A 22,034-nucleotide genomic window follows, 5' to 3' on the forward strand; every position below is an offset into this window, starting at 1 on the left:
TTCCCCCGGTTACCCTTTTTCAATAGGTGCAAATTGTGCTAGTAATCGCTTAATACCAATAGGCTGCGGAAATGCAATATCTAGCTCTGTACTATCACCCTCACCTTTTACACTAACAACCATACCTGTTCCCCATTTTTTATGGATTGCTTTGTCTCCAGCCTTCCAGCCAAATTGGTCTCCACCAGTTGTTTGTAAACGAGTTGTTGCAGGCTGCGTTTTCTGAATTGCTCCAAGTGTACGTTTTTGATAGCCACCTGTTGAACGATTGCTAGAGGCAAACGGAACTTCAGGCTTCGCACCACCTTTGGAAACCGATTGTGTAATATCCTCCGAAATTTCTCCTAAGAAACGTGAGACATTGTTATAGCTAGAACGACCAAAAATCGTACGACTTTGTGCACTCGTTAAATATAAACGTTCCTCTGCACGAGTTATACCTACGTAGGCTAAACGACGTTCTTCCTCCATTTCATCCATATCATCAAGTGAACGAGAATGCGGGAAGATATTTTCCTCCATTCCGATGATAAAAACGATCGGGAATTCTAAGCCCTTTGCGGCATGCATCGTCATTAAAATAATGTTGCCCTTCGATGCATCATCTTTATCAAGTGCATCAATATCTGCAATTAGCGCTAAATCTGTTAAAAAGGCAACTAAGCTCTTGTCCTCACTACGCTCTTCAAAAGCCTTTGTTACTGATAAAAACTCTTCAATATTTTCTAAGCGGCTTTCTGCTTCAATCGTCTTTTCGTTTTGTAGCATTGCACGATAACCAGATTTGTCAATGACCTGCTCTACAATTTCTGTCACCGATAAATACTCTTGCATCTCTGTAAAGCCTTTAATCATCGCATAAAATTGCTCAGCTGAATTAGCAGCCTTCCCTGTAAGCCCCATGAACACAAGATCATTCATGGCATCAAAAATAGAGCGCTCTTGATCAATCGCATAGCGCGCCATTTTTTCAAAGGAAGTTGCACCTATACTACGCTTTGGCTCATTGATAATACGTGCTAGTGATAAATCATCATCATTGTTGGCAATAAGACGCAAGTAGGCAAGTAAATCCTTAATCTCTTTACGATCATAGAACTTAGTACCACCAACTATTTGATAGGACATATTAGACTTAACAAGCACTTCCTCCATTACACGAGACTGAGCATTTGTACGATAGAGTATCGCAAAGTCATCAAATGAACGATTTTCTTTTTGAATATGCTGTTGGATTGTTTGTACAACGAATTGTGCTTCCTCTTGTTCGTTATACGCTTTGTACAATACGATTTTTTCACCCTCTGCATTTTCTGTACGCAGTTCCTTTGGATAACGTGTTGTATTATTTTGAATGACGTCATTTGCTGCTTGTAGGATGCGTTTTGTTGAACGATAATTTTGCTCAAGCATAATGACCTTTGCACTTGGATAATCCTTTTCGAATGAAAGAATATTGCCAATGTCCGCACCACGCCAACGATAAATCGATTGGTCTGAATCACCTACAACACAAATATTTTTAAATTTCTTGGCAAGCATCTGAACAAGTAAATATTGAGATTTATTCGTATCTTGATATTCATCTACATGGATATATTGGAATTTATTTTGATAGTATTCAAGCACTTCTGGCACACGCTTGAATAATGTAATAGTTGTCATAATTAAATCATCAAAATCGAGTGATTGATTGCGGCGTAGTCTTTTTTCATAACCTTTATAAACCCGGGCAATCGTTTTTTCGTAAGGATTATTTTCATTGATTTGACCTGCATAATCGTCTGCAGCTATACATTCGTTTTTTGCAGAACTAATCGCATTTAAAATCGCACGCGGTTCAAAACGCTTCGTGTCAATATTTTCATCCTTCATAACATTTTTAACAACTGATAGCTGATCAGTCGAATCTAAAATTGAAAAGTTACGTGATATCCCTAGCTGATCAATATTGCGTCGTAAAATTCGCACACACATAGAGTGGAAAGTCGATACCCACATACTATCGCCAGTTCCGTTACCGAGAATGCCATCTATACGCTCTCGCATTTCACGTGCAGCTTTATTTGTAAATGTGATTGCTAAAATCTTTGACGGATATACCTCTTTTTCAATGATTAGGTATGCAATACGATGTGTCAATACACGTGTTTTCCCTGATCCAGCACCCGCCATAATTAGAAGCGGTCCTTCAGTTGTTTTGACCGCATTTTCCTGCTCAAGGTTCATACCTGCTAATAAGTTTTTCGTTAACTGCTCCATTTCGCACCGCCTTACAAACATTTGTTCTTAGATTATATATTATTTTTTACAGCCTTAACAGTCGCAAGTGCAGCTTTTAAATCTTGGTAAATAATATTACCAACTACTACTGTATCTGCATATTTTGCCATTTCTGCTGCTTGGTTAGCAGATGTAATGCCGCCACCGTAAAACAGTCGAGTATTTTTCAGTTCATTTTTAACAGCACTTACAACCTCAATATCTCCATAAGTACCGCTATACTCTACATAAAATACAGGTAGTCTAAAGAAATTTTCAGCCATACGTGCGTAAGCAACAACATCATCTATGGATAAATCGGTTTTCGCATTCGTTACTTCCGCTACTTTACAACTCGGGTTTAAAATACAATAACCTTCAGCGACTAATTCATCCCACACCATAATATCTCCATATTCCTTAATAGCTTCATGGTGTAGATTTTTAATCCACTTTGGATCATCACTATTTAACACGGTTGGAATGAAATAATAGTCATAACCTGGTGTTACCGAGTCAATATTAGAGATCTCAAGCGCTATTGGTACTTCAAAGCGTCTTACACGAACAAGCAAATCTAATACACCATCTAAAGTTATACCGTCTGTTCCGCCAACTATAATAACATCTGTACCTGATTCACAAATTCTTTCTAGTGCCTCATCTGAAATATCTTTAGCTGGGTCCAGCTTGAACACATGTCTCCATTCTAAATAATCCATCTATTTTACCACCTATCATTTTCTATCTATTTGTTTACAAGTATAGCTTATGACTGTCTACAAAAAAATGAAAAAGACTGAGCAGAACCTCTACCCAGCCTCTTTACCTACTATTCTTTTGGTGCTTGAAATGACTTTTCATCTGGATACAGACGACCTAACATTTCATCATACGTATCATTCCCATAGTCAAAGCAACGGCGTACACGCGAAATAGTTGCTGTACTTGCTCCTGTTTCCTTTTTAATGGATTCATAGGTTTTCTTTAAACGTAGTAAATGCGCAACCTCAAAGCGTTGTGCCAGCGATTGAATTTCACTAATCGTACATAAATCATCAAAAAACTTATAGCATTCTTCGATGTCTTTCAGCTCTAACACTGCTTTAAATAATTGATCTGTTTGATGCCCTCGAATTTTTTCGATTTGCATGCAATCTTCCTCCCTTTAAGGCTGCGTTTTCACCATTGCTTTTAATCCTGGTGAGGTTGGTACAAAATGAACCCAAGACTTCCCTGGCACTAGCTTCACAAGCTCCCCAGACTCTTCTACAGCCATTGGTATTCCATCAATATTAGCCCATTTGACTTCTCTCATATAGCCATTTTGAAATACATACGCATTTCCACCAGAAGTTAAATCAATTTCTTGTCGCCCCTCATTATCAATCGTTCGATGTTTCATTTCAAAAAATAGAACATTTGCAATTGATAACGTGTCGCCAGTTAACATATCCTTTGTGTCAACGCCAGCCGATTGTCGTCCATAACGATTACTTTGATGATCATACAAATACGAATTATGGAAATACTCACTATTTCCGTAGTTAATGTCAACTCGACTTGTTTCAATGCCTATTTTACCACGTTCATCGGGTTCATAAAAAGCCTGATTTACTTTTTCACGGTAACTCATTGAAGCGCCCACTTTTTTCGCTCCATTTACTATATTTTCAGACGTAATATACGAGTTATGTGGAGCAACACGATCTTTTGAGCGTTTAAAAAGTGTACCATCATACTCCATGCCATTTATATTGTCGACTACATTATTAGAAAGCATCGATTTTGCCTCAGGGCTATAGCCATGCGCTACATAAAATGCATCAAAGCCTTTTGCAAGATCAATAAAATAAGATCGAGCACTACGAACTGGCCCTACAGTTTCTGGCAGTTCACTTTGATACACTGCCAATAAACGCGTAACATCGCCTTCAGCGAGCATTTCATAAATAATATCCGCCGCTTCAATTCCTGATTGCGGACGTGCTTTCTGATGATTATTAATTGTAACTATAATTGGGCGTTGCGTAATTTCTTCCTTCACAGCTTCACCTGTTAACGGAGCAACCTCAGTCCCCTCTTGAGTAGGCTCTTCAATAGCTGTTTCTTCATCAACCTTGTTCGTATCGTCTTCCTTTACTTCCGACGAGTTTTTAGAACATCCTCCTATCAACAAAGTACTAAAAGCCATTGCGATAATTAGTTTCTTTGATTTGAACACAAGCATTACTCTCCTTTAATCAATTCCATCTAACTGTAATTGTTGTGGCTATACCATAAGGAAGCTTCAACTAACGCATCACTGCTGGTAATAATAACTTATTCTTCATAACATCAAAAATCCCTTTTGGTGTTATCCTGATATATGGTAAATGTGTAGATTGTAAAAATAATAAAGAATAAATTGCGTCTCCTAAGTGGTAACCACGTTCTGCTAATGCTTGTTTTAAGACCTTCTCTTTTTCTGATAGCGCCTTAACATCCCCATCATGCAAAAGACCACCAATAGTTAATGGAATAGATGCAATTACTTCACCCTTTTCAGCAAGTACAATCCCACCACGCATTGCCTTCATTTCTTCAAAAGCTGTAATCATATCATCTTTATTCTTTCCGATTAGCAAAATATCGCCTGTATTCGAATAAGATGAAGCAAAGCCTTGAACACTAGTAGCAAAACCTTTAATCATCGTGTTAACATGCCAATCGCCATCTCTATTAATAAGCATTAAATAACATTCATCGTGATCTGCAAGCTGCCCTTCTCTAGTAATTAATGAGTTATATGGTTTGGTAATAACATCATTTACTAACTCAATTCCAAACGGCATCGAGAATTGAAAATCATGAGACGTTAAAGAAAAATCTAAGTCAAATGCAGGAAGCGCTGAATAATCAATTGCAGCAAGTTTTTGCACTTGCTCTCCATCACGTTTTAACCAAACACCCTTCGATAGTACACTCTCAGGAACCGGGTGCCATTCATCTTGTAAAATATTAAGGGAAGCAAATCGACCAGTTGCGATAAAGCCATGTAAGCTGGACATATTATAATAACGCGCCACATTATAAGAAGCCATTTGATAAGCATCGATTGGTGCTACACCTGCATCTAAGGCTACTTGAATACATTTATCCATCACACCATCGTCATGAAAAGAGGGTGTCGACCCATCTGTTGTCATCATTAAATGATCAAAAATAGGTAGTTCTTTTTCGACGATTCCTTTTAATAGATGTGGTAAGTCTGGACGTATCGAAGAATGACGCAGCGTTACAGCATACCCTTGCATAATACGTCGCTCCACCTCTTCCACTGTCATAGCTTCATGATCACCATCTGCACCAAGTAGCTTCATACGTGCTAAAGTGCGTTCTGATGCACCAGGGAAGTGCCCTTCAATTTTTTTTCCGTAGCCCTTAGCCATTTGCATGCGATAAAGCATTTGGTCATCTCCATGTAACAACCTTGGCCAGCCCGTTAATTCTCCTCCAAGTAAAACGTCATCTCGTTCTAGCCATTCTAAAATGGACGTATTAGAAAAAATCTCTTCCTCCTGCTCCATTTCAGTTTGCGAATCAAAACGAGTCCACCAATAAAATGAAAACGGTAGTTTTTTCAAATCATCCAAAATTGAAAACGCTTTCTTATTTTCTAAAGATAAAACGAAGCTTAAATTATCTGAAATAAAAGTTGTAGTGCCTAGCTGTCCACAAAAATCAGCAAAAGATTGTGGATGGTATAACTGGAACGGATGAACATGTGGCTCAATATATCCTGGTACAATTGTTTTATTCGTACAATCGACCACCTCTGTCCCTTCTAATAACGGAGGCATTCTATCACCAACATAAACAATACGATCTCCTAAAATCCAAATGTTCCCTACTACCCATTGTTTGAGCATGCTATGTAAATAACGCGCATTTTTTAATACAATATCAGGTGCTTTTTTACCATCAATTACAGCTAATTGTTGGCGTAATTCTGTAATTTTCCATACTGGATCCATTCTATTCGCTCCTTCCTAAATTACGTAAAATTTCATTGTGTAAATCCTACTTGAAATCACATACTACTACTGCATAAACGCTTTCTTTCATAATTTTAGTGCTTTATGCAATCATCTTGTTTCAATCGTAACACAGCACTTTCATAAAGCAAAGTGCCCCCGCTTTATTTTTTCCACAATGACTAAAGGAGGAAATATGATGATGCAGGAAACGAATTTAAGCGAAAAAAATGCCTTTTGTCGCTTTGCCATGGGTGCAAGTTTAACGGCATTCGGTATCGCTAAGGTCTCAAGAAATCCTAACTGTACGGGTGGTCGATTGATGATTGCTTTTGGTGCCATGAAAATGGCTGAGGGTATCTTTAAGTATTGCCCAACTAAAGCTTTACTGAGCTCAAGTATGGAGAGTGCTATGAACACCAGCAACAATAACAGCAACTCTTCTATGCAAAGTATGTTCAGTGGCCAAAATTCTATGTCATCTGAACAAATCGATAAACTTATGAAGGATTTCTCCTCCGTTATAACTGGAAATTTGTCAGGATCAAACGCAACTGCGTCAAAGCAATCTGACTCCAGCACTTCCAATCAAAACTCCTCAGAAAGTAAAAGTTCCACAAATAATGCACAAAATCCTTCTTAGTCAAAGGAGCCGTCTCAACTGTATTGTTGAGACGGCTCTCACCCTTGTAAATCATACGTTTGAAAACAATAAGAAGTTTCACAGTATGATTAAAATATTTAATTATAGTGACCATCACCATAGTAAGGGGTTGATTTCCGTTCCGGCTGGGCGCTTTCCTGGGGGCGTTCGATGAGCCGCTTCGCTACGCTGCAGGGTCTCATCTGAAACGCTAATCCCCGAGGAGTCGCCCAGCCTCCACTCCAATCAACTATTTGCAAAGCATACATTTTAACAAAATGTCATCTCTAAATTACGATGATGGACCAAAATTTATTAAAAACACTTGTATGGCAGATTACTACAACGAGGGTTGATTTATGTTCGGCTCATTTAATCAGTCACTACTTAAACGTACGCCAGCCGATATCTTTACGGTAGAAGAAATTGTCCCATTTTTCAGTAGCAATGCCTGCGTATACTTTTTCTTGTGCTTCTTTTAAAGTAGATGCCTTTGCTCCAACTAATAAAACTCGGCCACCATTCCCTACAAACTTCTCATCTACAAGCTTTGTACCTGCGTGGAATACCGCGTGTGAAGCTGATAGAGCCTCTAGGTTAGGTAATGCATGTCCTTTTTCAACGTCCCCTGGATATCCTTCAGCGGCAATAACTACACCTAGCACCGCTTCTTCAGACCATTGCAAATCAAATGGCGTTTCATCCATTAATGCTGTCATAAATGCACCAAAGTCAGATGCCATACGTGGTAAAACTACTTGTGTTTCTGGATCACCAAAGCGTGCATTAAACTCAATCACTTTTGGACCATTTTTCGTTAAAATCAATCCTGCATATAAAATTCCTGTAAATGATACACCGTCCGCCCCCATACCTTTCACGGTAGGTTCAACAATTGTCTTATAAGCTTCATCCACTACGTCTTGTGAAATTTGAGGTACTGGGGAATAGGCTCCCATACCACCTGTGTTCGGTCCTTTATCGCAATCATAAGCACGTTTATGATCTTGAGCAATGACCATTGGATAGATCTGACCTTTATGGACAAATGACATAAAGGAGAATTCTTCTCCGTCTAGGAATTCTTCAATGACAACACGGGAAGATGATTCACCAAAACGTTGGTTCCCAATCATATCCTCTACAGCTTCAACTGCTTCATCTTCAGTCATTGCTACAACTACACCTTTACCAGCTGCCAATCCATCTGCTTTGATAACGATTGGTGCACCTTGCTCTTTAATATAGGCGATAGCCTTTGTAGCCTCAGTAAACGTTTCATGTGCCGCTGTTGGGATATTATATTTATTCATAATATCTTTCGCGTATGATTTACTGCTTTCGATTTGTGCTGCTACCTTTGTTGGACCAAATACTCGTAAACCACGAGCAGTAAAGAAGTCAACTACGCCTTCAGCAAGTGGTTGCTCAGGTCCTACAAAAGTTAAATCTATTGCGTTCTCTTTTGCAAATTGTGCAAGACCTGCAAAATCCATCGTATCAATCGCAACGATTTCCGCATCATCTCTCATGCCATCATTACCAGGTGCTACAAATACTTTATTAACAGATGGTGAAATACTAAATTGTTTGGCGATAGCATGCTCACGACCGCCGCTTCCAATAACTAATACTTTCATTCTAGGGAATCCTCCTATTTGTAAGTAAGACCGAGATGAACCAACATCTCGGTCTAGTTTTTAACGTGTTTTAATTAGTGTTTGAAATGACGTACGCCAGTAAATACCATTGCAATGCCGTATTCATTTGCTTTATCGATTGAATCCTGATCTTTTATAGAGCCGCCTGGTTGAATAATGGCTGTAATGCCAGCCGCTGCAGCTGCTTCTACAGTATCGCTCATTGGGAAGAATGCATCTGATGCTAGTGCTGCACCTTTTGCTTTTTCACCAGCTTGCTCAAATGCGATTTTAGCTGCTCCAACACGGTTCATTTGGCCAGCGCCAACACCAAGTGTCATTTGAGAATCTGTAACGACGATAGCATTAGATTTAACATGCTTCACAACTGCCCAGCCAAGTTGTAATGCTTCCCATTCTTGTGCTGTCGGTTCACGGTCTGTGACAACTTTAATATCTGCATTAGAAAAACCGTAGCGATCTGGTTCTTGTACAAGAAGACCACCTTCAACCGATACAACATTGAATTTGTCTTGTTTTGCTTGCCCGAAAGGAATTGTTAAGAGACGAATATTTTTCTTCTTCGTTAAAATATCAAGTGCTTCTTGGGAGAAAGCTGGTGCAATAATAATTTCTAAAAATATATGGCTTAATTTTTCAGCAGTTGCTGCATCCACTTCCATATTTAAAGCAATAATGCCACCAAAAATAGACGTTGAATCTGCTTCATATGCTTTATCAAACGCTTCTTCTAATGTTACGCCAGTTCCAACACCACAAGGATTCATGTGCTTTACAGCTACTGCTGCAGGCATTTTAAACTCTTTAACAATTTGCAATGCTGCATTCCCGTCCTGAATATTGTTGTATGATAATTCTTTACCATGCAATTGCGTAGCATAAGCTAATGAAAAATCAGAGCCTAGACGTTTTTGATAGAATGCCGCTTTTTGATGAGGATTTTCACCATAGCGTAAGTTTTGTTTTAATTCATATGTCATTGTTAAGCTCTCTGGGAACTCTTCTTCTGTTAAGTGGTTTGATATATATGAATCATAAGCGGCTGTGTGACGGAAAACTTTTGCAGCTAACTTACGACGTGTTTCAATAGTCGTTGCTCCATTAGCTTTTAGTTCCTCTAATACGTTCGCATAGTCATTGCTATCCACAATTACTGTTACATATTGATGGTTTTTTGCTGCAGAACGTAACATTGTTGGGCCACCGATGTCGATATTTTCGATCGCATCATCCCATGTTACATTAGGCTTTGAAATTGTTTCAACAAACGGGTAAAGATTGACACAAACGATCTCGATTGGCTCAATTCCATGCTCATTCATTTGTGCTTGATGAGAAGCATCGTCAAATTTTCCTAATAGTCCACCGTGAATCATTGGATTTAAAGTTTTTACACGGCCATCTAAAATTTCAGGGAATTTAGTTACTTCATCTACTGCTGTTACGGCAACATTATTGTCTTGTAACATTTTTTTCGTACCACCAGTTGATAAAATTTCATAACCTAATGCTACTAGTTCTTTTGCAAATTCTAAAATACCATCTTTATTGGAAACACTGATTAATGCGCGTTTTGTCACAACGAAATCCTCCTAATTTTTAGGATCATCACCAAAACGTGTGGTTGATTTCCGTTCCGGCTAGGCGCTTTGCCGCTGACGCTTCGCTTTCGCGCAGAGCAGAGCTTCCTGGGGGCGTCCGATGAGCCGCTTCACTCGCGATGCTCGCTCCAGGGTCTCGGGCCAACACGATGTTGGTCACGAAGGCGTTATCACAGGATGTGATGGTTTTAGCCTTCGTTCCCCTAATCGCTAATCCCCAAGGAGTCGCCCAGCCGTAACGAAGATCAACTTATTTACATAGTAGACGTTTTAACAAAAGTCATCCACAATTTTTGGTGATGAACCAATTTTTATCGTGTTTGCCACGAATATGTCTTGCTATTATTGATAGAGTAGAGTTAGGCTGTATTGTTCCTGAAGACCTAACTCCTCACCACTGATTACTTTAATAATTGCTCTAAAGCTTTTGTATAGAGTACATGCTCTTCCTGGTGAATTGCCGCTTCTGTTGCCACACGGTCGCCTTCAACTACTTGAACTGCCGCTTGTGCAATAATAGGCCCTGTATCCATACCCTCATCCACAAAATGGACTGTTACCCCTGTTATCTTGACACCCTGCTCCATCGCTTGACCAATGGCATCCTTACCAGGGAAGGCCGGTAATAGTGAAGGATGAATATTCACAATGCGCTGTGGGTAGGCAGTTAGCAATACTTCACTAATTAAGCGCATATAACCTGCAAGCACAATCCATTCTACATGACGTTCTTGAAGAGCCTCGATAATAGCAGTCTCGTAATCTGCCTTTGATGAAAACTCTTTTGGACTTAAAGCTAGCACTGGAATACTATAGTTTTCAGCACGTGTCACTACAAATGCGCTAGGCTTGTCTGTCACAACAAGTTCAATCTTTGCATGTAGTTCACCACGTTCAATGGCCTCTTGAATAGCTTGAAAGTTACTGCCGCTACCTGAAGCAAAAACGGCAATTTTAGTTGGTGCAGTCATTACACTAAACTCCCATCATGTGAGCCATTGAATACAACACCTTCGCCTTTCACAACGCGACCAATTTTGTATGCTTTTTCACCATTTGCTTCTACTGTAGCAAGCACTTTCTCTACTTCAGCTGCAGGTACAGCTAAAACGAAGCCAATGCCCATGTTAAAGACATTATATAAATCCTTGTCCTCTAACTGTCCTTTTTCTTTTAAGAACTCAAAAATACGTAAGACTGGCCAAGAACCTAAGTCAATTTCAGTTGCTAATCCTTCTGGCATCATACGTGGTAGGTTCTCATAAAAGCCACCGCCCGTTACATGTGCACAGCCATGAACGTCTGCTGCTTTTAAAGCTGCAAGTACAGGTTTCGCATATAATTTTGTTGGCACTAACAAGGCTTCCCCGATAGGACCAAGATCCTCGTAGCCTTCCACAATCGAATCAACTGCGTACTGATTATCTGCAAAGACAATTTTTCGCACTAATGAGTAACCGTTTGAATGCACCCCACTTGAAGCAATACCAACAAGCACGTCACCCTCTACGATGTTCTCACCTGTTACGATGGCTGATTTTTCACAGGCTCCTACTGCAAAACCAGCTAAATCATACTCATCTTCTTCGTAAAGACCTGGCATCTCTGCAGTTTCACCACCGATTAATGCCGCACCAGATTGCACACAGCCATCTGCAACGCCCTTTACAATTTGCTCAATTTTTGCAGGCTCTGCCTTTCCAAGGGCTACATAATCTAAAAAGTACAATGGTTCAGCACCTTGCGCTACGATATCATTGACGCACATCGCTACACAGTCAACGCCAATAGTGTCATGCTTGTCCACCATAAACGCTAGCTTTAGCTTTGTCCCAACACCATCAGTACCTGAAATAAGAACAGGTTCCTTAAGATTTAGTTCTGACAAGTCAAACATACCACCAAAACCACCGAACGTGCCCATCACACCTAGACGGTTTGTACGTTCAACGTGAGACTTCATTCGTTTTACAGCTTCGTAGCCTGCTTCAATATTTACACCTGCTTGTTCATATGCTTTTGACACGCAGAGTTCCTCCTTATCATCCAAATCGCCTTGGCACATCTGAATCTTGATTTGTCATCATTGCTAGACGTATTTAGATGTTTTTCTTAACGTAATAGTTCTTTTTCATGCGGTAAGATTGTATCTGGGAAAATTTCTGTTGGATATTTACCTGTAAAGCATGCTAGGCATAATCCACGGTTTTCATCTTCATATGGTCTTGCAATCGTCTCTACCATACCTTCAACGGAAAGGAATGTTAGTGAATCGGCTCCTATCGTTTCACGGATTTCATCTACAGTTTGGCTAGATGCAATCAATTCTTCATGTGTTGAAGTATCGATGCCATAATAGCAAGGATCCGTCATCGGTGGCGAAGAAATCACAACATGTACTTCTGCTGCCCCTGCATCTTTTAACATTTTTACAATACGTCGTGAAGTTGTACCACGAACGATTGAATCGTCCACCATCACTACTCGTTTACCTTTTACGACTTGAACAACCGGAGAAAGCTTCATCTTCACACCGCGCTCACGTAATTCCTGTGTCGGCTGGATAAATGTACGACCTACATAACGATTTTTAATAAGACCTAGTTCATACGGAATACCGCTTTCCTCGGCAAAACCAATTGCTGCTGAAATACTTGAGTCAGGGACACCTGTAACAACATCAGCTTCAATATGTGCACATTCACGAGCAAGCTGTTTTCCCATACGTTTACGCGCCATGTGGACGTTAATACCATCAATATCAGAATCAGGACGTGCTAAATAAACGTACTCCATCGCGCACATTGCACGTTTATCCATCTCTGCAAAACGATCAGATTTTACACCTTCATCGTTAATAATTAATAACTCACCAGGTTCAACAGAGCGAACAAATTCTGCACCTATTAAATCAAATGCACAAGTTTCAGAGGCAACAACCCAACCATCTCCTAGCTTTCCAAGAGATAATGGACGTAAACCATGTGGATCACGTGCGACAAGCATTTCATCTTTAGTCATAATTAAGAATGAGTAAGCACCCTTTAATAATGAGAGGGCATTTTTCACCTTTGCACGGAATGGTGAAAGCGAGCTTTTCTTAATAAGATGCCCAAGCACTTCAGTATCGGAGCTAGAATGGAAAATACTCCCTTGTCGCTCTAAGTACTGTTTTAAGTGCGTTGCATTGACTAAATTACCGTTATGAGCAATTGAAAGGCTACCAGTTGACGAGTGGAATAATAACGGCTGTACATTTTCAATACCGCCTCCTCCAGCAGTCGTATAACGGACATGGGCAATTGCTGCTTTTCCGTCCACTGCCTTTAACTTCTCTTCGTTGAAAACATCATTAACTAGTCCTTCGCCTTTCACCGCGCGAAGATGCTGACCGTCAGAAACGACGATTCCAGCTCCTTCTTGGCCACGGTGTTGAAGAGCATGAAGCCCGTAATAACTAAGGTGTGCTGGATTCGGGTTGCCCCAAATACCAAACACCCCACATTCTTCGTTTAAGCCTCTGAGTTCAGCAAGCATGGGATTGCTCCTTTCCAATTAGAACGGAATTCCTCCACTGTACCTTCTACAAGCACACCGTTGTCACCGTTGATTTTAACAAGCGCATCGTTTGTTACGACACCGATTTTCTTTGCGTCTTTTACAATTTCTACAAATGCAGCTGCATTTTCTTCTTTCACTGTTACAACGAAACGAGATTGTGTTTCACTGAATAATGCTGTTGTAGCAGAGCCTGTTAATGTCACATCAAGACCTAAGCCATTAGCGCCAAATGTTGTTTCAGCAAGAGCCACTGCAAGACCACCTTCTGCTACATCATGTGCAGATTGTACGATTCCTGCTTTAATTGCCGTAAGCAATGCTTGTTGACGTGCAACTTCAATTTGTAGGTCAATCGCTGGTGCTTTCCCTGAAATAACCCCATTATTTAATAATTTTTGAAGCTCCGAACCACCGAATTCAGTTTTTGTATCGCCGATCACAAATACTACATCACCAGTTGCTTTTACTTCTTGAGTTGTTACATGTGCTAAATCTTCAATTAGTCCAACCATACCGATTGTTGGTGTTGGGTAAACCGCTTCACCAGAACGTTCGTTATAAAGAGACACGTTACCACCGATTACTGGTGAATTCAGTGCTGTACAAGCCGCTGAAATACCATCAGCTGATTTTTCAATTTGCCAGAAGATTTCTGGCTTCTCAGGATTACCGAAGTTTAGGCAGTCAGTAATCGCTAATGGCGTACCACCAGTTGCTACGATATTACGAGCCGCCTCAGCTACAGCAATGGCACCGCCTACTTCTGGATCTAGGAAAATATAACGAGAGTTACAGTCTGTAGTCATCGCTAATCCTTTGTTCGTACCGCGAACGCGGATAACGGCTGCATCAGAACCTGGTGCAACGACTGTTGATGTACGAACTTGATAATCATATTGATCGTAAACCCACTCTTTTGAAGCAACTGTTGGTGCTTGTAAAAGTGCATTTAATGTTTCTTTGTAATCTTTTACCGCTGGCTCTGTGTTTTCCATCGCTTGGAACTCTGCATAGTAAGCAGGCTCTGCAGATGGCTTATGATAAACTGGTGCATCTTCTGCAAGTGCATCAGCAGGTACTTCCGCTACAACTTCACCATTATGTAAAAGGCGAAGCATTTTATCATCAGTCACTCGACCAATTGCCACAGCATCTAAATCATATTTATCGAAAATCGCTTTAATTTCATCTTCGCGACCTTTTGTCACAACAAGTAGCATACGCTCCTGAGATTCAGATAGCATCATTTCATATGCTGTCATGCCTGTTTCACGTTGAGGTACTAAGTTTAAGTTCATTTCTACACCAGAGCCAGCCTTAGAAGCCATTTCTGCTGATGAAGAAGTAAGACCAGCAGCACCCATATCTTGAATACCTACAAGAGCGTCAGATTTTACAACTTCTAAACATGCTTCAAGTAAAAGTTTCTCCATAAACGGATCTCCTACTTGTACTGCCGGACGTTGGTTCTCAGATTCTTCTGTTAACTCCTCAGAGGCAAATGTTGCACCATGGATACCGTCACGACCTGTTTTAGCGCCAACATACATAACTGTATTCCCTACACCAGCTGCGATTCCACGTTGAATATCTTTGTGGTCAATTAAACCTACACACATGGCATTAACTAATGGATTGCCTTCATAGCAAGGATCGAATTGGATCTCGCCACCTACTGTAGGAATCCCGATACAGTTACCGTAACCTGCGATCCCAGCAACGACTTCTTCAAATAAATATTTTCCACGCGCTGATTTTAATTCGCCAAAGCGTAGTGAGTTCAGCATCGCAATTGGACGTGCACCCATTGAGAAAACGTCACGGATAATACCACCAACACCTGTGGCAGCACCTTGGTAAGGTTCAATTGCTGAAGGATGGTTATGTGATTCCATTTTAAATACAACTGCTTGCTCATCACCAATGTCTACGATACCAGCACCTTCACCTGGACCTTGTAAAACTTGTGGACCCTTCGTAGGGAATTTACTTAACACTGGTTTTGAATTTTTGTATGAGCAGTGCTCAGACCACATTACTGAGAAAAGACCTGTCTCTGTCCAGTTTGGTAGACGCCCTATAATACCTTCTACCATTGCAAATTCTTCGTCTGACATCCCCATACAAGCGTATAGCTTTTGATCTTTAATTTGCTGTGCTGTTGGCTCAAACTTAGTTGTTGACATGATTTTCCCTCCACTGCTTCACAATTGATTTAAATACTGCTAGACCGTCTGCTCCGCCCACCAGTGCATCAACAGCTCGCTCTGGGTGAGGCATCATACCTAGTACATTGCCGCGCTCGTTTATAATCCCTGCGATATCTTCTAAAGAACCGTTTGGATTTTCGCCTGAGTATGTAAACACGATTTGATTGTTATCTTTTAATGCTTGTAAAGTTTCCTCGTCACAGTAGTAGTTACCTTCACCATGTGCGATTGGAATATTAATCATTTGACCTTGCTCATATTGGTTTGTGAATAATGTATTATTGTTTTCAACTTTAAGCTGGATTGTACGGCACACGAATTTCAAATTTTTGTTTCGAAGTAATGCACCTGGTAATAAACCTGCTTCAGTTAGGATTTGGAATCCATTACATACTCCTAATACTGGCTTACCGGCATCTGCTGCCTTCTTGACCTCTGCCATAATATTAGATTGATTTGCCATCGCACCACAGCGAAGGTAATCCCCGTATGAAAAGCCTCCCGGTACTAAAATACCATCAAAACCACTTAAATCTGTTGCTGTATGCCATACATATTCTACTTCTTCACCTAGCTCGTCTTTAATCGCATGATACATATCGATATCACAGTTTGACCCAGGGAACACGAGTACTGCGAATTTCATGATTAGTTAGCCTCCTCGACTTCGTAACGGTAGTCTTCGATTACAACGTTAGTTAAAACCTTTTCACACATTTCTTTTACTAGAGTATCAATATCACGTTCTGTATCTTTAATTGCTAGTTCAAGATATTTACCGATACGTAAATCTTCTACTTCAGCGTAACCCATTTTCACTAAAGAACCTTGTACAGCTGAACCTTGTGGATCAAGAATGCTTTCACGTAATGTTACGTAAATTTTAACTTTTTTCATTGTTATTTGCCTCCGAGTCTAGAAAGTATAATAGTATAAACTTCAGTTAAATTACCAAGGTCTCTACGAAAGACATCTTTGTCTAACTTTTGCTTTGTAGTTGCATCCCAAAGTCTGCATGTATCTGGTGATATTTCATCTGCCAGCAGTACATTTCCATCATTGTCACGTCCGAACTCTAATTTAAAGTCAATTAGTGTAACGTTGACATCTGCAAATATAGGCTGCAAAACTTCGTTAACTGCAAGTGCACCATTATAAATGGCTGTCACTTCCTCAGGTGTTGCAAGATCAAGTACGTCAATATGCTCCGTTGTAATGAGCGGATCGCCTAGTTCATCGTCTTTATAGTAAAACTCAACGATTGAGCGTTTTAATGGTGTACCTTCCTCCAAGCCGAGACTTTTCGCTAAGCTACCTGCTGCTATATTACGAACTACGACCTCTATTGGAATAATATCTACCTTTTTTACAAGCTGCTGCGTATTAGATAATTGTTTCACGAAATGTGACGCAATTCCGTTAGCTTGCAATTTTTCGAAAATTAGAGAGGTAATGCGATTATTTAATACGCCTTTACCTTCAATTTCTTCTTTTTTCTCACCATTAAATGCTGTTGCACTATCCTTGTATTCAACGAGTAACACATTTGGCTCCTCTGTTGTATACAATTTTTTTGCTTTACCTTCATACAAAAGTTGACCTGTAGTCATTTCGTTACTCCCCCTGATATTATGAAATACACGCGTATTGTTCAGAATTGAATCGTACGTATACGATTCAATCCTGTAACATCCGCTAGTGGCTACTCAATCAATTTCGCCTTGGCGTAATTGAGTCCGGATTTTGAATTGTGCTAGCACAATTCATTCCTTTCAAAATCCGTGACATCCGCCGGAGGCCTTATCTTCATTCAGTTGCTGAATGAAGATAAATGTTAGTTAAGTCCAAGACGCTCAAAAATCATATCTACATGCTGTAAATGGTAGTTGTAGTCGAAGCACTCATCTAGCTCTTCTTTCGTTAAATACGATGTAATTTTTTCACTTGCATCGACTAACGTACGGAACTGAACTTGCTCGTCCCACGACTGCATCGCTAAAGGTTGTACTGTATCATACGCTTCCTCACGCACTAACCCTTTATCGATAAGTGCTAATAGGATGCGTTGAGAGTAAATTAGACCAAAAGTGCGACCCATATTACGTTTCATGTTTTCAGGGAATACTGTTAAGTTTTTCACAATGTTACCGAAGCGATTTAACATATAGTTAAGTGTAATCGTTGCATCCGGTAAAATAACGCGCTCTGCAGATGAATGTGAAATATCACGCTCATGCCATAATGCTACGTTTTCATAAGCTGTTACCATATAGCCACGCATTAATCGTGACATACCAACCATGTTTTCAGACCCGATTGGATTACGTTTATGAGGCATCGCTGACGAGCCTTTTTGCCCTTTTGCAAATCCTTCCTCAACTTCACGTGTTTCAGATTTTTGCAAACCGCGAATCTCTGTTGCAAATTTCTCTATTGATGTTGCGATTAATGCCAACGCCCCAAAATACTGTGCATGGCGATCACGTTGTAATGTTTGTGTTGAAATAGGTGATGCTGATAGACCTAATTTATCGCATACATATTGCTCAACTCGAGGGTCGATATTGGCATATGTTCCAACTGCACCAGACATTTTTCCTGTTTCAATTACTTTTGCTGCTGCTTCAAAGCGTTCTAAGTTACGCTTCATTTCTTCATACCATAAACCTAATTTCAAACCGAAAGTTGTTGGCTCAGCATGAACACCGTGTGTACGTCCCATCATGACCGTATGCTTATACTCTTTTGCTTTTGCAGCAATAATATCAATGAAATTCATGATGTCTTTACGTAAAATATCATTCGCTTGTTTAATTAAAAAAGAAAGGGCTGTATCAACTACGTCCGTTGAAGTTAAACCATAGTGCACCCATTTTCGCTCTTCGCCAAGTGTTTCAGATACGGCACGAGTGAATGCTACAACATCATGACGTGTTTCTTGCTCAATCTCTAAAATACGATTCACATCAAATGAAGCATTTTCACGGATTTTAACTACATCTTCTTTTGGAATGTCGCCTAATTCTGCCCAAGCCTCACATGCTAAGATTTCAACCTCTAGCCAAGCTTGATATTTATTTTGTTCTGTCCAAATTGCGCCCATTTCGGGTCTTGTGTAACGTTCGATCATTGCGTTTCTCCTTCTATTCTGACCAAATGCCAGAACTCTCGATTTGTTGTAGTGTTTCTTCTAAGTTTTTTGTCATAATCGTTACGTGGCCCATCTTACGGTTCACCTTAGCTTCAGCTTTCCCATAAAGATGTATAGACCATTCAGGATATTTAGCAATTGAGTTACTAAGTGGCATGACATGCTGCCCTAAAACATTAATCATAATAGATGGTGCCCAAAGTTGTGGTTTACGTAATGGCCAACCACAAACAGCGCGTATATGCTGATGGAACTGTGAAACATTACATGCTTCTATTGAATAGTGACCTGAATTATGAGGTCTTGGTGCTAATTCATTAATAACAATGCCACCATCTTCTAATACAAACATTTCTACAGCTAATGTGCCTACTAAATTTAAGTAATCAGCAATTTTCAAGGCTTCGCGCTCTGCAGCCTGTGCTGTTTCCTCTTTTATACGAGCTGGCACAATCGTTTCATGTAAAATATGATGAACATGAATATTTTCTCCAACTGGCTGACAATATGATTCACCATCACCGTTTCTTTGTACAATGACAGACACTTCTTTAACGAAAGGCACAAATCCCTCAACAATACATTGTGAATGAGAAAAAAGCCCCTTTGCTAACGATAGGTCTTCTGCAGATTTTAAAAGCTGCTGCCCCTTGCCATCGTAGCCACCTCTTGCTGTTTTGACTATACAAGGATAACTAATCCTATCGATATTGGCTAGTAATTCTTCATATGTATTTACAACCAAATAAGGGGCTACCGGACAACCTGCGTTCACAATCGCTTCTTTCTCAGTCACACGGTTTTGTGTAATGCGTACTAGCTCTGCTCCTTGTGGAACGTAAGCCATTTGTGTTAAGCGTTTTAAGCCATCATAATCGATGTTTTCAAACTCATACGTTATAACGTCACTTACCTCGGCAAGTTCTTCTAAAGCCGCCTCATCATCATATGGTGCTACAATACGTACATCCGCAACCTGTCCACATGGTGAATCCATTAATGGTTCGAGAACAGCAACTTTAAAGCCTGCTTCTTTTGCAGCAAGTGCCATCATACGACCAAGTTGCCCTCCTCCGATAATGCCTATCGTTTGCCCTGGATAAATTATCTTTGTCACACTAAGTCACCTGTGCTTTCCAGTACTTGTTGCTTCGTGGCTTCACGTCTAGCATCTAGTTTATTAGCAAGCTGTGCATCTGTTGTCGATAAAATTTGTGTTGCAAGCAAGCCTGCATTCGTCGCTCCTGCTTTGCCAATTGCTACTGTTGCTACAGGTACACCTCCAGGCATTTGAACGATTGATAATAGTGAATCAAGACCGTTAAGAGCACGGGATTGCACAGGAACACCGATTACCGGTAACGTTGTTTTAGCTGCTACCATTCCTGGTAAATGTGCAGCTCCACCTGCACCAGCGATAATTACTTGAATACCTCGCTCACGTGCTGATTCTGCATACTCAAACATTAAGTCAGGAGTACGGTGTGCAGACACTACCTTTTTCTCGTATGGTACTTGTAATTCATCTAAAATATCACATGCATGTTTCATTGTTTCCCAGTCACTTGAACTCCCCATAATGACACCGATTTTCGGATTCATGATTGTCGCTCCTTTTTAACGATAGAAAAATGATCAAATATATTATAGCTACTACAATTCTTTACTTTTTCTTTTATAACAAAGAAAATCCTCAAATAAACTACTCTCTACCATACACGTGAAAGCAGTTTACTTGAGGACTTATTATGAAAAGAATATGTAAATGTACATTTCTGTACACACACCCTTCCGTAACATGCCAAAAGTGCTTTCCCGCATAGTCCGGCATTTACGGTGCCGGGTAGAGACACTAGAGCCAATCCTCTAGCATATATGTGGGATTTATTTGTTTTTCCTTCTCATATTTTAACAAGTCATTCCACTATCGTCAATGCAAAAATGCGAACATTTTATTTTTGTTATTTATGAACGTTCGGATTTTAGTCAAATTTACTCGGATTCTTGCCAGTCCATCGCTTTAAATTGTATTTTTTGACGTAAATATGTTGGTTCTCCATTGACTAAATGAAAAATTGGTTCTTCTTTTCTTCCCACTGCCATATAACCATCTCGACGCATTCTTGCCAAACAATCTTCAATTGTTTCGTTTTCTTCTACTTCATACCAAATTTGTTTTTTTCCCAAATCTTTCTTCCTTTCGATCTTGTATCCAATAATTTTTCCTCGTATGAGTTTCATTATACCTTTAGTTTGTCCCTTTAGTATGTTTGATTTATTAATAAAATGCTCTTCACCATAACGCTTCCGTAACCGCTGTCTTTCTTCTATACCTCGTTTTTTTATAAGTAAGTGGCAAGTAGTTTTTAATTATTATTTATTTCTTCTAAATTAAGATCCGCTACTAATCTAATCTCTGATAACTCACCATCATTATGTTCTGCTGAGATAATAGAATTATCCTCTTTCATTCTGAATTTCCTGAAAAAATGGTATTATTTCCGAAAGGAGGTATGACTTTGAAGTATTCTTTTTATTTTTGTTGTTTTTTGTTAATTTTCTTGTTAATAGGATGCAATTCTTCATCTTCTTGGGCATTTCACTTCGTAAAGTACAATAATACACATTACATTGTGACTGAAGAAGTTTTAGAGAATAACCAACTTGGTGAAAAGTTAGGCGAAGTAAATTACCACCTCAACAAAGAACAAGTAGCGAAAGCAAAGCGACAGCTACAAATGTTTTCTGTGCGAAAGCGAAGCGACAGCAACAATTACGTCAAGGGAAAATGGATTAAAACAAAAAAAGCCGAGGAATAAATCCTCGACTTTTCTAGGTGCCTAGCGACGTCCTACTCTCACAGGGGGAAGCCCCCAACTACCATCGGCGCTAAAGAGCTTAACTTCCGTGTTCGGTATGGGAACGGGTG

The 22,034-nt window shown here is 39.8% G+C and carries 20 protein-coding genes, 1 rRNA gene and 1 riboswitch; of the genes, 2 read left to right on the forward strand and 19 right to left on the reverse strand.

Annotation, left to right across the window (positions count from 1 at the left end):
- Positions 1-9 precede the first annotated feature (9 nt).
- The 5 genes from pcrA to ACQKMI_RS22310 all read right to left on the reverse strand — a co-directional run bounded on the left by pcrA (position 10) and on the right by ACQKMI_RS22310 (position 6,278).
- On the reverse strand, positions 10-2,262 hold the full coding sequence (gene pcrA, locus ACQKMI_RS22290) for a DNA helicase PcrA (protein ID WP_427492485.1): 2,253 nt from the start codon (positions 2,260-2,262) through the stop codon (positions 10-12).
- 32 nt (positions 2,263-2,294) lie between these two features.
- Entirely contained in the window at positions 2,295-2,984 is a 690-nt protein-coding gene (locus tag ACQKMI_RS22295) for a heptaprenylglyceryl phosphate synthase (RefSeq protein WP_427492487.1), read from the reverse strand.
- Between the two features lie 110 nt (positions 2,985-3,094).
- Complete coding sequence (locus ACQKMI_RS22300; protein WP_427492489.1) at positions 3,095-3,415, reverse strand: YerC/YecD family TrpR-related protein; 321 nt, start codon at positions 3,413-3,415, stop codon at positions 3,095-3,097.
- A gap of 15 nt (positions 3,416-3,430) precedes the next feature.
- Positions 3,431-4,492: a DUF3048 domain-containing protein gene (locus ACQKMI_RS22305; protein ID WP_427492491.1), complete on the reverse strand. Its 1,062-nt coding sequence runs from the start codon at positions 4,490-4,492 to the stop codon at positions 3,431-3,433.
- Positions 4,493-4,556: 64 nt separating this feature from the next.
- Positions 4,557-6,278, reverse strand: coding sequence for an adenine deaminase C-terminal domain-containing protein (locus tag ACQKMI_RS22310; RefSeq protein WP_427492492.1), 1,722 nt, complete (start codon positions 6,276-6,278; stop codon positions 4,557-4,559).
- A 199-nt stretch (positions 6,279-6,477) separates the two neighbouring features.
- Between ACQKMI_RS22310 and ACQKMI_RS22315 the strand changes: the two genes are divergently transcribed.
- Positions 6,478-6,921, forward strand: a complete 444-nt coding sequence (locus ACQKMI_RS22315; RefSeq protein WP_323650903.1) for a YgaP-like transmembrane domain — start codon at positions 6,478-6,480, stop codon at positions 6,919-6,921.
- 383 nt (positions 6,922-7,304) lie between these two features.
- Here the strand turns inward: ACQKMI_RS22315 and purD are convergent, their stop codons facing one another.
- The 13 genes from purD to ACQKMI_RS22380 form a co-directional block, all read right to left on the reverse strand.
- Complete coding sequence (gene purD, locus ACQKMI_RS22320; protein WP_427492494.1) at positions 7,305-8,561, reverse strand: phosphoribosylamine--glycine ligase; 1,257 nt, start codon at positions 8,559-8,561, stop codon at positions 7,305-7,307.
- A gap of 74 nt (positions 8,562-8,635) precedes the next feature.
- Positions 8,636-10,162 (reverse strand): bifunctional phosphoribosylaminoimidazolecarboxamide formyltransferase/IMP cyclohydrolase, encoded by a 1,527-nt coding sequence (gene purH / locus ACQKMI_RS22325; RefSeq protein ID WP_427492496.1) that lies wholly within the window; start codon positions 10,160-10,162, stop codon positions 8,636-8,638.
- Positions 10,163-10,584: 422 nt separating this feature from the next.
- The gene (gene purN / locus ACQKMI_RS22330; protein ID WP_427492498.1) at positions 10,585-11,154 is read right to left on the reverse strand and encodes a phosphoribosylglycinamide formyltransferase; all 570 of its coding nucleotides are present in this window, start codon (positions 11,152-11,154) and stop codon (positions 10,585-10,587) included.
- Positions 11,154-12,209, reverse strand: coding sequence for a phosphoribosylformylglycinamidine cyclo-ligase (purM, locus tag ACQKMI_RS22335; protein WP_376078109.1), 1,056 nt, complete (start codon positions 12,207-12,209; stop codon positions 11,154-11,156). Before purM ends, purN begins: the two co-directional genes overlap by 1 nt.
- 86 nt (positions 12,210-12,295) lie before the next feature.
- Positions 12,296-13,720 carry an amidophosphoribosyltransferase gene (gene purF / locus ACQKMI_RS22340; RefSeq protein WP_323651739.1) on the reverse strand — a complete coding sequence of 475 codons (1,425 nt, stop codon included), beginning with the start codon at positions 13,718-13,720 and terminating at the stop codon, positions 12,296-12,298.
- A complete protein-coding gene (purL, locus tag ACQKMI_RS22345; RefSeq protein ID WP_427492500.1) occupies positions 13,696-15,930 on the reverse strand; it encodes a phosphoribosylformylglycinamidine synthase subunit PurL in 2,235 nt (744 codons plus the stop codon). Before purL ends, purF begins: the two co-directional genes overlap by 25 nt.
- A complete protein-coding gene (purQ, locus tag ACQKMI_RS22350; RefSeq protein WP_323651741.1) occupies positions 15,917-16,600 on the reverse strand; it encodes a phosphoribosylformylglycinamidine synthase subunit PurQ in 684 nt (227 codons plus the stop codon). The genes purL and purQ overlap by 14 nt, the downstream gene beginning before the upstream one ends.
- A 2-nt stretch (positions 16,601-16,602) precedes the next feature.
- Positions 16,603-16,851 carry a phosphoribosylformylglycinamidine synthase subunit PurS gene (purS, locus tag ACQKMI_RS22355; RefSeq protein WP_079562648.1) on the reverse strand — a complete coding sequence of 83 codons (249 nt, stop codon included), beginning with the start codon at positions 16,849-16,851 and terminating at the stop codon, positions 16,603-16,605.
- A gap of 2 nt (positions 16,852-16,853) precedes the next feature.
- Complete coding sequence (purC, locus tag ACQKMI_RS22360) at positions 16,854-17,564, reverse strand: phosphoribosylaminoimidazolesuccinocarboxamide synthase (RefSeq protein ID WP_427492502.1); 711 nt, start codon at positions 17,562-17,564, stop codon at positions 16,854-16,856.
- 224 nt (positions 17,565-17,788) lie between these two features.
- The gene (gene purB, locus ACQKMI_RS22365) at positions 17,789-19,084 is read right to left on the reverse strand and encodes an adenylosuccinate lyase (protein WP_427492503.1); all 1,296 of its coding nucleotides are present in this window, start codon (positions 19,082-19,084) and stop codon (positions 17,789-17,791) included.
- Positions 19,085-19,097: 13 nt separating this feature from the next.
- A complete protein-coding gene (gene purK, locus ACQKMI_RS22370; RefSeq protein WP_427492505.1) occupies positions 19,098-20,222 on the reverse strand; it encodes a 5-(carboxyamino)imidazole ribonucleotide synthase in 1,125 nt (374 codons plus the stop codon).
- Positions 20,219-20,707: a 5-(carboxyamino)imidazole ribonucleotide mutase gene (purE, locus tag ACQKMI_RS22375; RefSeq protein WP_427492506.1), complete on the reverse strand. Its 489-nt coding sequence runs from the start codon at positions 20,705-20,707 to the stop codon at positions 20,219-20,221. The genes purK and purE overlap by 4 nt, the downstream gene beginning before the upstream one ends.
- Positions 20,708-20,905: 198 nt before the next feature.
- Positions 20,906-21,004: riboswitch (purine riboswitch) on the reverse strand.
- Between the two features lie 93 nt (positions 21,005-21,097).
- Positions 21,098-21,292, reverse strand: coding sequence for an NETI motif-containing protein (locus tag ACQKMI_RS22380; protein WP_323651745.1), 195 nt, complete (start codon positions 21,290-21,292; stop codon positions 21,098-21,100).
- Positions 21,293-21,738: 446 nt separating this feature from the next.
- On the opposite strand from ACQKMI_RS22380, the gene ACQKMI_RS22385 reads away from it, so the two are divergent.
- Positions 21,739-21,924 carry a hypothetical protein gene (locus ACQKMI_RS22385; RefSeq protein WP_427492508.1) on the forward strand — a complete coding sequence of 62 codons (186 nt, stop codon included), beginning with the start codon at positions 21,739-21,741 and terminating at the stop codon, positions 21,922-21,924.
- 19 nt (positions 21,925-21,943) lie between these two features.
- Here ACQKMI_RS22385 and rrf read toward each other — a convergent pair.
- Positions 21,944-22,034, reverse strand: a 5S ribosomal RNA gene (rrf, locus tag ACQKMI_RS22390); the annotation flags it as partial.

Source organism: Lysinibacillus sp. NPDC097214, assembly GCF_050277945.1.
Lineage (GTDB): Bacteria > Bacillota > Bacilli > Bacillales_A > Planococcaceae > Lysinibacillus > Lysinibacillus xylanilyticus_B.

Excerpts from the sequence above, each read along its gene's own strand:
- ACQKMI_RS22305 (WP_427492491.1), bottom strand. The coding sequence starts at position 4,492 with ATGCTTGTGTTCAAATCAAAGAAACTAATTATCGCAATGGCTTTTAGT.
- purQ (WP_323651741.1), bottom strand. The coding sequence starts at position 16,600 with ATGAAATTCGCAGTACTCGTGTTCCCTGGGTCAAACTGTGATATCGAT.
- purL (WP_427492500.1), bottom strand. The coding sequence starts at position 15,930 with ATGTCAACAACTAAGTTTGAGCCAACAGCACAGCAAATTAAAGATCAA.
- ACQKMI_RS22310 (WP_427492492.1), bottom strand. The coding sequence starts at position 6,278 with ATGGATCCAGTATGGAAAATTACAGAATTACGCCAACAATTAGCTGTA.
- purS (WP_079562648.1), bottom strand. The coding sequence starts at position 16,851 with ATGAAAAAAGTTAAAATTTACGTAACATTACGTGAAAGCATTCTTGAT.
- ACQKMI_RS22300 (WP_427492489.1), bottom strand. The coding sequence starts at position 3,415 with ATGCAAATCGAAAAAATTCGAGGGCATCAAACAGATCAATTATTTAAA.
- purN (WP_427492498.1), bottom strand. The coding sequence starts at position 11,154 with ATGACTGCACCAACTAAAATTGCCGTTTTTGCTTCAGGTAGCGGCAGT.
- purB (WP_427492503.1), bottom strand. The coding sequence starts at position 19,084 with ATGATCGAACGTTACACAAGACCCGAAATGGGCGCAATTTGGACAGAA.
- purE (WP_427492506.1), bottom strand. The coding sequence starts at position 20,707 with ATGAATCCGAAAATCGGTGTCATTATGGGGAGTTCAAGTGACTGGGAA.
- purD (WP_427492494.1), bottom strand. The coding sequence starts at position 8,561 with ATGAAAGTATTAGTTATTGGAAGCGGCGGTCGTGAGCATGCTATCGCC.
- purF (WP_323651739.1), bottom strand. The coding sequence starts at position 13,720 with ATGCTTGCTGAACTCAGAGGCTTAAACGAAGAATGTGGGGTGTTTGGT.
- ACQKMI_RS22315 (WP_323650903.1), top strand. The coding sequence starts at position 6,478 with ATGATGCAGGAAACGAATTTAAGCGAAAAAAATGCCTTTTGTCGCTTT.
- ACQKMI_RS22295 (WP_427492487.1), bottom strand. The coding sequence starts at position 2,984 with ATGGATTATTTAGAATGGAGACATGTGTTCAAGCTGGACCCAGCTAAA.
- pcrA (WP_427492485.1), bottom strand. The coding sequence starts at position 2,262 with ATGGAGCAGTTAACGAAAAACTTATTAGCAGGTATGAACCTTGAGCAG.
- purC (WP_427492502.1), bottom strand. The coding sequence starts at position 17,564 with ATGACTACAGGTCAACTTTTGTATGAAGGTAAAGCAAAAAAATTGTAT.